This is a genomic window from Streptomyces sp. NPDC091279 (assembly GCF_044757465.1).
Classification (GTDB): domain Bacteria; phylum Actinomycetota; class Actinomycetes; order Streptomycetales; family Streptomycetaceae; genus Streptomyces.
In genome coordinates this window covers 251,989-265,100 of sequence record NZ_JBIVVA010000004.1, presented here as the reverse complement: position 1 = coordinate 265,100, position 13,112 = coordinate 251,989, and the positions used below count along the sequence as shown (strand labels likewise).

Below are 13,112 nucleotides of genomic sequence, written 5' to 3'. Positions count from 1 at the left end.
CTGTTTGACACTCCGTCAATGTCGGCCCGCGGCCAACAGCCCTATTTCGAGGGGCTGTTGGCCAGGGCATTCGACGATGTTCGACACCCGGGCCGCGCAAACCATTGAACGACCCTCTCCCCGCACATCCGGCCATCCACGCCCGCTCACGCCGAGGCGCCGCCAACCATTGGATCGCGAACGGCGGCGGCGCCCGGGCCTGCGGCGGGTCAGTGCCCGGCGATGGCGTGCGGGGTGTAGGGGCTCTGTAGTTCCGTCAACTCCTGTTCGCTGAGGGCGAGTTCGACCGCCGCCACGGCGTCCTGGAGGTGCTGCGGCTTGGTCGCGCCGACGATCGGGGCCGTCACCGTCTCCTGGTGCAGAAGCCAGGCGAGGGCGACCTGGGCGCGCGGCACGCCCCGCTCCCCGGCGACACGGGCGACCGCGTCGACGACGCCACGGTCGCTCTCCGGGTAGAGCGTGCCGCCGAAGACGTCGGTGGTGCTGCGGTCGGTGACGGTGCCCCAGTCCCGGGTGAGCCGGCCGCGCGCCAGCGGGCTCCAGGGCAGCACGCCCACGCCCTGGTCGGCGCAGAGCGGCAGCATCTCGCGCTCCTCCTCGCGGTAGAGGAGGTTGTAGTGGTTCTGCATGGAGACGAACGTCGTCCAGCCGTGCCGTTCGGCCGTGTGCTGCATCGTGGCGAACTGCCACGCGTACATCGAACTCGCCCCGATATAGCGGGCCTTGCCCGCCTTCACCACGTCGTGCAGGGCCTCCATGGTCTCCTCGACCGGGGTGTGCGGGTCGAAGCGGTGGATCTGGTAGAGGTCGACGTAGTCGGTGCCGAGGCGGGCGAGGCTGTGGTCGATCTCGGTGAGGACGGCCTTGCGGGACAGGCCCGCGCCGTTGGGTCCCGGGCGCATCCGGCCGCACAGTTTGGTGGCGAGCACGATCTCGTCCCGGCGTGCGAAGTCCCGCAGCGCCCGGCCGACGATCTCCTCGCTGGTGCCGTCGGAGTAGACGTTCGCGGTGTCGAGGAAATTGACGCCGGCGTCCAGTGCCTGCCGGATCAACGGGCGTGAGGTCTCCTCGTCGAGGGTCCACTCGTGGGCGCCCCGGTCGGCGACCCCGTACGTCATGCAGCCCAGACTGATCCGCGACACGTCCAGACCGGTCGAACCGAGCTTCACGTACTGCATCGTTGCTGCTCCTGCCTCTGGGAGGTGTCCGCAGGGGAGCGTACGTCGTCGACCGGCGGGAACCGGCCGTTGTCGTCAGCTCGGCTTGACGCCCGCCGGGCCCAGCGGGTTGGATCTCCTGACGTGCTGGCGCCTCGCGCGCGGCACCCAGAGGTACGCCCAGCCGGTAGCGGACACGGTCCAAGTCCGGCCCGAGTCGCCAGGACCCGCTGTCGGTCCGAGGCGGGGTCGTACCCGCGATTGATGGAGCGGACTTGCCCACCAAGGGTGTTTCCCGCGTCGGAGGTCTCGGGACGGCCGTCGGCGCCTGCCTGGTCCTGGCCCTCGGCGTATCCGGCTGTAGCGGTTCCTCCCCCGACCCGGCCGACGGCGCGCCCGCGTCGACGCCGTCGGGGACACCGTCCTCCGCCGCCCCGAGCACACCGGCGCCCTCGCACCCGCCACGGTCCCCGTCGCCCACCGCGACGGCTGCGGCGCCGTCCGGGACCGCCGCCGCGACGCCGTCGGCCGCCGCGCGGGCGCTGCGGCTGCCGCCGCGTCATGCCGGGTTCGACTACCAGATCGGCGGGGCCTACAAGCCGCCGTCCGGGGTGCGGATCGTCAGCCGGGACCGGGCGTCGAAGCCCGCGCCGGGGCTGTACAACATCTGTTACGTCAACGCCTTCCAGACGCAGCCGGAGGAGCGCTCCTCCTGGCCGTCGGACCTGCTGCTGAAGGACGCGAACGGCGAGCAGGTGGTCGACGAGGACTGGGGCGAGGTGCTCCTCGACATCCGGACCCCGGCCAAGCGGCAGCGGGTGGCGGCGCGGGTGAACGCGTGGATCGACGGCTGTGCCGACAAGGGCTTCGACGCCGTCGAGCCGGACAACTACGACAGTTACACCCGCTCCGACGGTCTGCTGAAGGCGTCCGACGCGGTCGCGTTCATCGAGCTGCTGTCCCGGCACGCGCATGCCCGGGGGCTGGCGATCGCGCAGAAGAACACGGTCGAGCTGGCCGGGGAGCGCAAGAAGGCCGGTCTCGACTTCGCGGTGGCGGAGGAGTGCGGGGCCTACGACGAGTGCGGGGCGTACGCGAAGGCGTTCGACGACCGGGTCGTGGTCATCGAGTACACCGGCGAGGGGCTGCGCAAGGCGGTCGCGGGCTTCGGCAAGCGGCTGAGCATCGTGCGCCGGGACGTCATGGTGACGACGCCGGGCAGCGACACGTACGTCCGCACGGTCCGCTGAACGAGGGGCGGCCTGCCCTGCTCAGAGCAGGCCGCCCTCCTCCAGTTCGATGGCGTGGACGGTGACCCGGTCGGTGCGCTCGGAGCCCTCGGCCCGGCGCATGAAGCTCTCCACGACCAGTTCGGCGCCGCGCAGTTCGAAGCGGAAGCCGCCGTACATGCCCGGCACCGGGAACCAGCAGACCGGGTGATCCAGTTCGGTCAGGAGTTCCAGTTCCGGCAGCCGCAGGGCGTTGTGGGCGGGGAGGTCGGAGCCGTGTCCGTCGGCCGCCCTGAACCGGATCAGCAGGTGCAACCGCTCCTGGAGCACGGCCAGTTGGTCCTGCGGCACCGGATGGTGCAGCCGGGGGCGCAGCAGGTCGGCGAGGTGATGGTGGCCGCGCTCGACGGCCAGGTCCAGGGGCCGCCGCCCGTCATGGGTGCGGAACGTGCGCCAGGCACCGAGGTCGAGCAGCAGCTCGGCGGTCTCGACGGGGACGCCGTGCCAGGCGGCCCGGTGGAACGGCGTGAAGCCGCTACGCCCTTCGATCCGGGCGCAGTTGACCCAGCCGCGCTCCAGATCGAGGATGTCGACAACGGTGTCCCAGTCCGCGTCCCGGGCGGCGTCGGCGAGCCGGTCCCGCCGGGCCACCAGCTTCTCCTTGTAGGTCGACCGACGAGTGACCCCGTCCCATTCCGCGATCCGCGCACCAGACATGGCAGCGAGTCTAGGGACCCGTGGCCGGTCAGCGGATCAGGTCGAACGCCCGCTCCCATCCGAACTCCGCTCGCGCCCCGTCCGCGCCGGGCTCCCCCGAGTACCGTGCGCCGAACCGCACGCCCATCTCACCGAGCCGCTTCAGGCTCAGCCGGTAGGCGGGGTGGACGGCCAACGCGTCGGCCACGCAGGGCAGGACGCCGACCGGGACGCCGAGGCCCGACGCCTCGCAGAGGGTGGCGACGGCGAGGGTGTCGGCGAGTCCCGCGGCCCACTTGTTGATGGTGTTGAAGGTGGCGGGTGCGACGAGGACGGCGTCCGGCGGCGGGAAGGGGCGCGGTTCGCCCGGGGTGCGCCAGGTGGAGCGCACGGGACGGTCGGTCTGGGCCCGTACGGCGTCGACGTCGAAGAATCCCGCTGTCGCGACGGGGGTGGCGAGGACGCCGACCTCCCAGCCCCGTTGCTGCGCGGCGGTGATCAGGCGGCCGATGTCGGCCGCGATGCCCGCGGCGCAGACGACGACATAGAGGAAGGGCTTCGCGTCCGGTTCGGTCATCTGCGGCACCCTACTCAACCCCAACGGTCCCCCCGTGTTCGGGTGTTCGAAGCACGGGGCCCGCGAGGGCGGGGAGCGGGAAGGGCTGCCCGGCGTGGGGGCCGGACGCCTCTTCCGCTCCGCGTCCCGCCGGTCTCTAGCGGTCGGTGACGGAGATGGCGCGGACCGGGCAGGCCCGTGCCGCCTCCCGCACCATCGGGTTGCCGCCGCCGTCCTCACGGCCCGGCAGCAGGGTGCTGTATCCGTCGTCGTCCTGGGTGAAGACGTCCGGGGCGGTGAGGGCGCACTGGCCCGCTCCGATGCAGACGTCAGTGTCGATGTCGATGTGCATACCCGGAGCCTCTTACCAGGTCACGGGGAGTTCCAGCATCCCCTGGATCGTGTCGCCGGGTTTGAACGGGATCTGCTCGGCCGGGACGGCCAGGCGCAGCCCCGGCAGCCGCGCGAAGAGGGTCCCGAGGGCGATCTCCATCTCGGCCCGGGCGAGGTTCTGGCCCAGGCACTGGTGGATGCCGAAGCCGAAGCCGACGTGGTGGCGGGCCGGCCGGTGCCAGTCCAGCGTGTCGGGCTCGGGGTAGACCTCCTCGTCGCGGTTGATGACGGAGGACGCGAAGACGACGCCGTCGCCCGCGCGGATGACGGTGTCGCCGACCTCGATGTCCTGGGTGGCCCGGCGCATCAGGCCGTCCACGATGGACAGCACCCGCATCAGCTCCTCGACGGCTCCGGGCAGCAGCGTCGGGTCCGCCCTCAACTCGGCCAGCCGGTCGGGTTGTTGGAGGAGCATGAAGGTGCCGAGGGAGAGCATGTTGGCGGTGGTCTCGTGCCCGGCGACCAGCAGGATGCTGGCGAAGGAGGTGATCTCCCGGCGGCTGAGCGTGCCGGCCCGCAGCCGGTCGTGGACGAGTTCGTCCAGCACGCCGTCGCCGGGCTCGGCCTGCTGGAGCTTCTGGTCGATCAGCCCGTCGAAGTAGGCGTCCAGATCGTCGCGCGCCTCCAGTACATCGGCGCCGGACGGGCCGCGCAGCATCCGCCGCGATATCGCCTGGAACAGTTCGTGGTCGGTGTAGGGCACTCCGAGCAGGGCGCAGATCACCATGGAGGGGACCGGCAGGGCGAAGGCGCTGACCAGGTCGGCGCTCGGGCCCGCCGCGATCATCGCGTCGATGCTCTCGTCGACGACCTCCTGGATGCGCGGGCGCAGTTCGGCGGCGCGGCGCAGGGTGAAACGCGGGACCAGCATGCGCCGTTGGGTGTGGTGCTCGGGGTCGTCGACGGTGAGCAGCGCGACGCCCCGCTTGCGGCTCTGGGCGAAGCGCTCGGTGATCGCCGGGAAGCCGGGGTGGGTGCGGTCGGACGACAGGCGCTGGTCGGCGAGGAGGCCGCGGGCGAGTGCGTGCCCGGTGACGAGCCAGGCCTCCTGACCGTCGTAGAGGGTGACGCGGGTCAGCGGGCGGTCGGCCCGCAGCGGGTCGTAGCCGGTGGCGGGGTGGTAGGGGCAGGTCCGGTCCTGGGGGAAGGCGACGGGTCGGGTGTCCGTCATGGAAGACCTCGCAGACGAAAGGGGTGCATCGTGCATCTTTATTAGATGCCCAGGGCACCTATATGGCGATGTGAAGTTCGGCCAGATCGGCGGGGCCCGTCTTCTGGCCGGGGATGATCGTCGGCGCTCCGGGCGCGGGGCTCCGGTGGCCGGGTGAACGGGCCATGGCCACCGGCGGAAGGGGAGGTGGCGGCTCTGACGGGGCCCGGCCGACGGGTGGGCCGTCGCCGTCCGGTGGTGCGGGAGGAGCGGGTCGGGCGTGGTCGGCGGGCGGGGCACGGGGTTGGCTCGATCGGGACGTCCGGCGGCCTGGACGGGGACCGGAACTCGCCGGGCGGCGCCCGCGGAACCGCCATCCGGCGCCTTAGCGGGGCCCGTTGGGGCGATGGGGCGGGTGCGGCAGGGGGGAAGCGGAGGCGTTCGGGTGTCGCGGCGGGGACGCGTGCGGTAGGGATGAAACCTGCACGCGCGGGCGTTGACGCCCGGTGCATGTCAGCCGCAGGACACAACGAATCGGGACGATGCCACATGCCTCTTCAGGGCGAGTACGAACCCAGCCCGACCCAGTGGGTGCGCGACCAGGTGGAGCTGTACGAGAGCTCCGGCGGCACGAAGGGCACCACCCTCCAGGACACCGGGATGCCGGTCATCCTGCTGACCACGGTGGGGTCCAAGAGCGGGAAGATCCGAAAGACGCCCCTGATGCGGGTCGAGCACGACGGGCAGTACGCCGTGGTCGCCTCCCTGGGCGGGGCGCCCAAGCACCCGGTCTGGTATCACAACGTCAAGGCCGACCCCCGGGTGGAGTTGCAGGACGGGCCGGTCAAGCAGGAGCTGGTGGCCCGCGAGATCACCGGCGCGGAGAAGGCCGCGTGGTGGGAGCGGGCGGTGGCGGCCTACCCGCCCTACGCCGACTACCAGAAGAAGACGGACCGCGAGATCCCCGTCTTCGTGCTGGAGCCCGCCGAGTAGGACGGGCCCGGTGAACTACTAGGGCAGACACGGGTGTTCGGGCCGACAGCGCGGCCGCCGAAAGAATCTTCGGCCGCGGACGCATGAATGCGATGCCGTCCGGGCACTCGAATCTCAGGCCCCGCCGCGCTCCCCCGTCGCGGCGGGGCTCTGTGCTGCCTCCGCCGCCGCCCGGTCGGTGATGTCGAGGAAGACCTGATCGGCCTCGGGAACGGTGTTCACGAGGGACCGCTTGATCCGTACGGCGACCTCCTCGACCCGCTCGCTGTCCATCCCCGGCACCAGGTCGACCCGCGCCGCCACCAGGGCCGTGTCCAGGCCGGTCCGCATCGTGAACAGCGCCTCCACGCTGTCGATCTCCGGCTGTGCGGCCAGCACCGCCCGGATGCGGCGGTCGGTCTCCGGGTCCGCCGCCTCGCCGATCAGCTGGTCGCGGGCCTGGCTGCCGAGGTGGTAGGCGACGAAGACCAGCAGCGCGCCGATCGCGAAGGACGCGGACGCCTCCCACACCACGTTCCCGGTGACCATGTGCAGGGCCATGCCCACGGCGGCGAGGGTGACGCCGAGCACCGCGGTGCCGTCCTCCGCGATCACCGTGCGCAGCGCCGGGTCACGCAGACCGCTCACCCCGCCCTGCCCCCGTGCCTGGTGCAGGGCCCGCAGCAGCGAGACGCCCTCGGTGAGGAGGGCGACGCCCAGGACGACCAGGCCGACGACATACCCCCCGGACGTCTCCTCGGCGCCGTCGCGCAGTGCCTCGTAGCCCTGGAAGAAGGAGAAGCAGCCGCCCATGACGAAGATGCCGACGGCCGCGAGGAGCGACCAGAAGAAGCGTTCCTTGCCGTAGCCGAAGGGGTGGCGGTCGTCGGCGGGCCGTCGGCTGCGGCGCAGGGCGGCCAGCAGGAACACCTCGTTCAGGCTGTCGGCCACCGAGTGCGCGGCCTCCGACATCAGCGCCGGGGAGCCCGCGATCAGTCCGCCGACGGCTTTGGCCACGGCGATGACGAGATTGGCCGCGAGCGCCACCAGCACGGTGACGCGGGTACCGCGGTCCTGCTGCTTCCCCGGGTCCTGCCGTGCCTCAGCCATGCCGGCCGACTGCCCCGCTGGACCCGTCTCACACCCGAAGGGGCCCTCAACCTGTGAGCCGCCCAGGTCCCGGCGGTGCGAAAGGCTGGATCGTTACCCTGCCGAACGATCGCCGCGGGCCACCATCGGAGCGTGAGCGGCGGTCGGGGCGGCCGGGAGGGAGGGGAGTGTACGCAGCTCAAGTGGCTTGAGCAGTAACGGAGGTCACCACAGGTCACGGTGTAGGTCATTTTTGCGCTGGGCAGTCTCGTAGCGCTCTTCGCATCACCTTTCTGACCTGAAATATCTGTTCGAGTGCGTGGGCGGATCTGACCGCCGCTCAGGTGCAGGGCAGGGGGGACCTGCGTCGCCTCTCCCGAAAGGAAGCACATGCCACAGGACGTCACCTTCGACCTCCCTTTCGACACTCCCGTCAGCGAGCATCTGGAGTACGCCCGAGCACGCCATCTGCGCTGGATCTGGGACATGGGGCTGGTCCGCAGCTCCGCCGGGTTCGAGGAGTACACATCGTGGGACCTGCCCCTGGCCGCCGCCCGTACTTACCCGCACGCGTCGGCGGACGACATGGTCGTCCTGATGAACTGGTTCTCGCTGGCCTTCCTCTTCGACGACCAGTTCGACGCGGCGCAGCCCGACCGCGCCGACCGGATAGCGGAGGTCGCGCGTGAACTGATCGTCACGCCGCTGCGCCCGGCGGGCACCAGGCCCCGGGTGGTCTGCCCGATCACGCTGGCCTGGACCGAGGTCTGGAACAGCCTCTCAGCTGGCATGTCCCTGACGTGGCAGACCCGGTTCGCGGCCTCCTGGGGGCGGTTCCTGGTCGCGCACTGCGAGGAGGTCGACCTCGCGGCCCGCGGCCTGGCCGGCACCCTGGACCTGGACGAGTACGCGCTCTTCCGGCGCCGCACGGTCGGCATCCACCACAGCATCGACGCGGGCGAGCGCAGCCGCCGTTTCGAGGTGCCGGCACAGGCGATGGCGCACCCGGTGATGGAGCGGATGCGGGACCTGGCCGCCGACACCATCGGCTTCATGAACGACATCCACTCGTTCGAGCGCGAACGGCGCCGGGGCGACGGCCACAACCTGATCGCCGTGCTGCACCGGGAGCGCTCCCTCAGCTGGCAGGAGGCCGCCGACCAGGCGTACCGCATGACCATGGACTGCCTGACGGAGTATCTGGAGCTGGAAGCGCGTATCCCGCAGATGTGCGACGAGCTGCGGCTCGACGCGGACGAGCGGGCCCGGGTGCGGATGGGCGTGGAGGCCATCCAGCACTGGATCAACGGCAACTACGAATGGGCCCTGATCTCCGGCCGCTACGCGGCGGCCAAAGAAGGGCCCGTGGCCACGGCCGAACAGGCCGGGCGGGGTTCGGTGGACGACCTGCTGGCCGCGTAACCGACATCCGTTCGCCCGGCCGGTGCGATCCCGGCCGGGCGAGGGGGTCAGACGGCGAACTCGACCGGCAGGCTGTCCAGCCGGGTCTCCCAGGTGGAGGCCGACGAGGTCAGCTCCTCGGCCGGGACCGCGAGCCGCAGCCCCATCAGCCGGTGCACCAGGACGTCCACGGCGACCTCGATGATCGACTGACCGATGCTCTGCCCCGGGCACTCGTGCGGCCCGGCGCTGAACGCCAGGTGCGACTGGTTGCCCTGCACGGAGACGGTCGGGTCGGGGCGGATCTCCGGGTCGACGTTGCCCGCGGTCAGGCCAAGGATCAGCAGGTCGCCCTCCTGGACGTGGTGTCCGCCCAGCTCCAGGTCGGACGCCGCGAACCGGCCCGGCAGCACCGCGAGCGGCGGGGTGTCCCACATGGTCTGCTCGATCACGGTGGTGATGTTCAGCTGCCCGCTGACCAGCCCGGACAGCCGCGCGGTGTCGGTGAGCACCAGTTGCAGCACCCGGCCCAGCAGGTTGCTGGTGGTGTTGTAGCCGGTGATCAGCACCAGCCGCAGATGGCTGACCACTTCCTCCCGGTCCAGGCCCGCCGGGTGCTGGAGGAGCGCGGTGGCGAAGTCGGAGCCGGGCTCGGCGCTCTTGCGCTCGGCCAGCTCCGTGAGGATCTCCACGACCCGGTCGTTGTGCAGGAGGGCGTCCTCGCCGCCCTTGAGGATCTGGATGCAGGACTCGGCCAGCCGGCGCCCCTCCGCCGACGGCAGCCCCAGAATCCGGGTCAGCACGAGCATCGGCAGATACTCGGTGTAGTCGGTCACCAGGTCGGCGTGGCCGGTCTCGGCGAACGCGGCGATCAGCTGGTTGGCGAAGAACGTGGCATGGCGGCGCACACCCCGGCTGGAGGCGGCCAACAGTCCGTCGGTGACCGCGCCGCGCAGCCTGCGGTGCGCCTCGCCGTCCTGGGACACGCAGTCGGGCCGCCACCCCAGCATCGGGATGAGCGGCGACGTCTCCTCGATCCGTCCCTCCTGCCAGTCCCGCCAGTTGCGCGCGTCCCGGCTGAACTGGCGCGGATTGTCCAGCACCCGCCGGTTGTCGCGGTAGCCCAGCACCAGCCAGGCCGGCACGTCACCTTCCAGGAGCACCGGCGCCACCGTGCCGTGCTCCTTGCGCAGCCGCTCGTAGATGCCGGACTGGTCGCTCTCGGTGCCGGGCCCGAAGAGCCGGGTGAGATCGCCCGAACCGTGGGCGACCGGGCAGCCTCCCCCGGCGGCCGGATCGTTTAAGGGCTGCTCACTCATCGGGGCTCCAGTGCGACGGCCGAGCGTTCCTTCAGATGGTGGATCAGGGCCACCAGCACATCACGGCTGGAGGCCCGGTCGCGAGCGTCGCAGGCCACGATCGGGGTGTGCGGGGAGAGATCCAGGGCGTCCCGGATCTCGTCGATGGGGTGGTTGGTGGAGTCGGGGAAGACGTTCAGCGCGATGACGAACGGGACGTCCAGGCGCTCCATCTCCTCGATCGCCCGGAAGCTGGAGGCCAGGCGCCGGGTGTCGACCAGGACGATCGCGCCGAGGGCGCCCTTGAACAGGCCGTTCCACAGGAACCAGAAGCGTTCCTGTCCCGGGGTGCCGAACAGGTACAGCATCAGGCTGTCGTTGAGGCTGATCTTCCCGAAGTCCAGGCTGACGGTGGTCTGGGTCTTGTCGGCGACCCCGATCAGGTGGTCGTCACCGGCGCTGGCCTGGGTGAGGGTCTCCTCGGTGGTCAGCGGCTTGATGTCGCTGACCGAGCGGACCATCGTGGTCTTTCCGGTACCGAAGCCGCCGGCGATCATCACCTTCACCGAGCGGGTGCCCCCGGCGGCCGGCCGGCCGGGATGGTCAAAGCCTTTGAAGTCCACTGAGTACCTCCTCAAGGAGCGCGAGGTCGGGCCCGCGACCGGCGTCGTGCGCCGGGATCGGGTCACGGGCTTCGACACGGCCTGCCTCAAGCAGATCGGCCAGCAGCACCGCGAGAATGTTGAAGGGCAATCCGAGGTGGGCACCGAGTTCGGCCACCGAGAGCGGATCGCGGCAGCGCCGGAGGATCTCCTCGTGCTCATGCTGCGTACCCGTCACGGGAGCGGTCAGGGAGACGATGAGGGTCGCCACGTCGAGACTCGACGCGGAACCGCCCGGTCCGCTACGCCCTCCCGTGAGGACGTAGTAACGCTCAAGACCGGACGGGTCCGTGGGTCGGCGGGGAGCACTCATCCAGAGTGCTCCTCCAGGCGCGGAGTGGTGCCGAGCAGCTCACCCATCCTGCGGGCCAGGTCCCTCATCTGGTGTCCGAGCAGACCCTGGTCAAGACCCTCGCGGGCCAGCACTCCGAGATACGTCTCCACACCCGCGCGCACGACGAAGAGATGTCCCCCGTCGACCTCGATCATCGCCAGCCGCAGCTGCCCCGCGTACTTGGGGAACTGCTCGGCCACCGGCTGGGCCAGGGCCTGGAGCCCGGCGACGACGGCGGCGAACCGGTCCACGTCGTCGGGGTCCTCGGCGCCGAAGGAGGTGATCGCCTTGCCGTCGCTGGAGGCGACGAGGGCGAAGCGGATCTCCGGGATGCTCTCCACCAGGTCGCGGAGCGCCCAGCTCACGTCGGTTCCCTGTTGCGTCATGGGGACTAGTCGCTCTCTTCAGTGCGGTGCTCGGTGGACGGCCGGACGGCGAACGCCGGGTCCTCCTCGGTGGACTCACGGCCGGCGGTCGCGAAGGCGGCCAGACCGGCGAAGGATTCGTCGGGCGGTACGGCGGAGACGCGAGTGGTCTCCTCCGTCCGTGCGGCGGTCCGTTCCGGGTCCGGTTCGTTCCTTCTGCTGCGCCGTCTGGGCAGTCCGCCGGGTGTGGTGTCCACCGTTTCTTCGGTCTCGCTCGCGCCGGCGCGGACCGGACGTTCCGGGCCCGCCGATTCCCTGGCCGGGGTGGCCGTGGACGCCTGGGCGACCGGGACCGCCGGGGCCGCCTGGGCCGTGGGCAACTGGCTGAAGTACTTGTGCGGAACGACGATCACCACCGAGGTACCGAGCCACGGCGAGTCCGCGAAGGTCACGCGGATGCCGTAGCGGCGGGCGAGGGCGCCGACGACCCGCAGGCCGATGGTGGCGTCCTCGGAGACACCGCCGATGCCGGGTCCGGCGGCGCTTCCCGTGAGGGCGTCCTCGGCCTCACGCTTCTTCTCCTCGCTGAGTCCCTTGCCGGAGTCCTGGATCTCGATCCCGACGCCGTTGGGCACCTCCTTGCCGGAGACGACCACCGGCTCGGTGGGCGGCGAGTAGCGGGCTGCGTTGTCCAGGAGGTGGGCGAAGATCAGCGTGAGATGGTCCACCAGGCCGCCGTCGACGCCGAGTTCCGGCAGCTGACGGACCTCGACGCGGTGGAAGTCCTTGATCCGGCCGATGCCGCCGCGGACGACGCTGAGCAGCCGCTGCGGCTCCTGCCACTGGCGTCCGGGACGGTCCGAACCACCGAGCACACCGATGCTCGCGGCGAGACAGTCGGCGGGGCCGATCTCCTGGTCCAGCTCCATCAGACCGCGCGCGACGGCGGGCAGCCTGCCGTGCTCGCCCTGCATCTCGTGCAGTCGGCCACGGAGCTTGCTGGTCAGGACGTGGATGCGGTTGCCGATGCCGATCACGGCCTGCTCGGCGGAGGTGGAGCGGTTGAACTCCTCCTCGACCCCGATCAACGCGGTCCTGAGCACCTTGCGCAGTTCGCCCTGGAGGTCGGCGTCGACCTTGGCGCACTTGTTGGCCGTGGGCAGCAGGTCGTCCACCGCGTCACCGGCGCGCAACCGCGCCAGCGCCTCGGGGAGCTGCTGGCCGGCCAGCGTGGCGACGGCGGCGTGCTGGTGGGCGATCTGCTCCTGCCAGACCTCGGCCTGGTCGACGAGCTGTGCCTCGTACGCCTTGACCTGCTCGGTCAGCCGGGCCTCGAACGCGGCGGCCTGCTCAGCGAGTTGGCTCTCGTAGTGACCGGCCTGCTCGGCGAGCCGAGTCTCCTGGGAGGCCCGTTCGGCGCTGAACTTCCTTTCCAGGCCCGTCACATGCTGCTGCCACTGCTGCGAGTGCTCGGCCTGCGAGGTACGGAAGGAGCCCTCGGAGCGGCTCAACTGGGCCCGGGTGCGCAGCAGTACGCGGACGCAGACCGTGCTGACGACCGTCGCGGCGGCACCCGCGACGGTGACGGCGAGGCGCTCCGAACTCATGAACGTGGTGGCGACCGTCCCGCCTCCTAAGGCAAGCGGCATGAGCCACCAGCTGTACCAGGCGACAGGGGGCCGCGCCGCCGGGGGCGGTGTGGCGAGTTCCATCTGCATCCTTCGAAGCAACGCGAGCGGACAACGGGGGTCGCGAAGAGGGTCGCAACTCATGCGGATGCACCGCGAGACGACCAGAGACGATCAGTAAC

The 13,112-nt window shown here is 71.0% G+C and carries 14 protein-coding genes; 3 read left to right on the top strand and 11 right to left on the bottom strand.

All coding sequences use genetic code 11. The features are described 5' to 3' along the window. Positions 1-209: 209 nt before the first annotated feature. On the bottom strand, positions 210-1,178 hold the full coding sequence (locus tag ACIQOU_RS11655) for an aldo/keto reductase (protein WP_401536205.1): 969 nt from the start codon (positions 1,176-1,178) through the stop codon (positions 210-212). Positions 1,179-1,432: 254 nt separating this feature from the next. Between ACIQOU_RS11655 and ACIQOU_RS11650 the strand changes: the two genes are divergently transcribed. Further along, on the top strand, positions 1,433-2,407 hold the full coding sequence (locus ACIQOU_RS11650; RefSeq protein WP_401536203.1) for an endo alpha-1,4 polygalactosaminidase: 975 nt from the start codon (positions 1,433-1,435) through the stop codon (positions 2,405-2,407). A gap of 21 nt (positions 2,408-2,428) precedes the next feature. Here the strand turns inward: ACIQOU_RS11650 and ACIQOU_RS11645 are convergent, their stop codons facing one another. The 4 genes from ACIQOU_RS11645 to ACIQOU_RS11630 form a co-directional block, all read right to left on the bottom strand. Then, positions 2,429-3,103, bottom strand: coding sequence for an ankyrin repeat domain-containing protein (locus tag ACIQOU_RS11645; RefSeq protein ID WP_401536202.1), 675 nt, complete (start codon positions 3,101-3,103; stop codon positions 2,429-2,431). Between the two features lie 28 nt (positions 3,104-3,131). Next, positions 3,132-3,659 carry a flavoprotein gene (locus ACIQOU_RS11640; protein ID WP_401536201.1) on the bottom strand — a complete coding sequence of 176 codons (528 nt, stop codon included), beginning with the start codon at positions 3,657-3,659 and terminating at the stop codon, positions 3,132-3,134. Between the two features lie 136 nt (positions 3,660-3,795). Continuing rightward, positions 3,796-3,990: a ferredoxin gene (locus tag ACIQOU_RS11635; protein ID WP_401536200.1), complete on the bottom strand. Its 195-nt coding sequence runs from the start codon at positions 3,988-3,990 to the stop codon at positions 3,796-3,798. A 12-nt stretch (positions 3,991-4,002) separates the two neighbouring features. Continuing rightward, positions 4,003-5,202: a cytochrome P450 gene (locus ACIQOU_RS11630; protein ID WP_401536199.1), complete on the bottom strand. Its 1,200-nt coding sequence runs from the start codon at positions 5,200-5,202 to the stop codon at positions 4,003-4,005. A 528-nt stretch (positions 5,203-5,730) separates the two neighbouring features. On the opposite strand from ACIQOU_RS11630, the gene ACIQOU_RS11625 reads away from it, so the two are divergent. Continuing rightward, positions 5,731-6,174, top strand: coding sequence for a nitroreductase family deazaflavin-dependent oxidoreductase (locus ACIQOU_RS11625; RefSeq protein WP_401536197.1), 444 nt, complete (start codon positions 5,731-5,733; stop codon positions 6,172-6,174). Between the two features lie 114 nt (positions 6,175-6,288). Here ACIQOU_RS11625 and ACIQOU_RS11620 read toward each other — a convergent pair whose 3' ends face one another. Continuing rightward, entirely contained in the window at positions 6,289-7,263 is a 975-nt protein-coding gene (locus tag ACIQOU_RS11620) for a cation diffusion facilitator family transporter (protein ID WP_401536195.1), read from the bottom strand. Between the two features lie 369 nt (positions 7,264-7,632). Between ACIQOU_RS11620 and ACIQOU_RS11615 the strand changes: the two genes are divergently transcribed. Next, positions 7,633-8,664, top strand: coding sequence for a 7-epi-alpha-eudesmol synthase (locus ACIQOU_RS11615; RefSeq protein ID WP_401536194.1), 1,032 nt, complete (start codon positions 7,633-7,635; stop codon positions 8,662-8,664). Positions 8,665-8,711: 47 nt separating this feature from the next. On the opposite strand, the gene ACIQOU_RS11610 is transcribed toward ACIQOU_RS11615, so the two are convergent. Genes ACIQOU_RS11610 through ACIQOU_RS11590 form a run of 5 tightly spaced genes read right to left on the bottom strand, consistent with a single transcriptional unit; the run spans position 8,712 to position 13,014 of the window. After that, entirely contained in the window at positions 8,712-9,962 is a 1,251-nt protein-coding gene (locus ACIQOU_RS11610) for a cytochrome P450 (RefSeq protein WP_401536193.1), read from the bottom strand. Then, entirely contained in the window at positions 9,959-10,564 is a 606-nt protein-coding gene (locus ACIQOU_RS11605; RefSeq protein ID WP_401536192.1) for a GTP-binding protein, read from the bottom strand. Before ACIQOU_RS11605 ends, ACIQOU_RS11610 begins: the two co-directional genes overlap by 4 nt. Beyond that, positions 10,545-10,916, bottom strand: a complete 372-nt coding sequence (locus ACIQOU_RS11600) for a DUF742 domain-containing protein (protein WP_401536190.1) — start codon at positions 10,914-10,916, stop codon at positions 10,545-10,547. Before ACIQOU_RS11600 ends, ACIQOU_RS11605 begins: the two co-directional genes overlap by 20 nt. Next, positions 10,913-11,323, bottom strand: coding sequence for a roadblock/LC7 domain-containing protein (locus tag ACIQOU_RS11595; RefSeq protein WP_030043913.1), 411 nt, complete (start codon positions 11,321-11,323; stop codon positions 10,913-10,915). The genes ACIQOU_RS11600 and ACIQOU_RS11595 overlap by 4 nt, the downstream gene beginning before the upstream one ends. A gap of 5 nt (positions 11,324-11,328) precedes the next feature. Beyond that, positions 11,329-13,014, bottom strand: a complete 1,686-nt coding sequence (locus ACIQOU_RS11590) for an ATP-binding protein (RefSeq protein ID WP_401536188.1) — start codon at positions 13,012-13,014, stop codon at positions 11,329-11,331. Between the last annotated feature and the right edge of the window lie 98 nt (positions 13,015-13,112).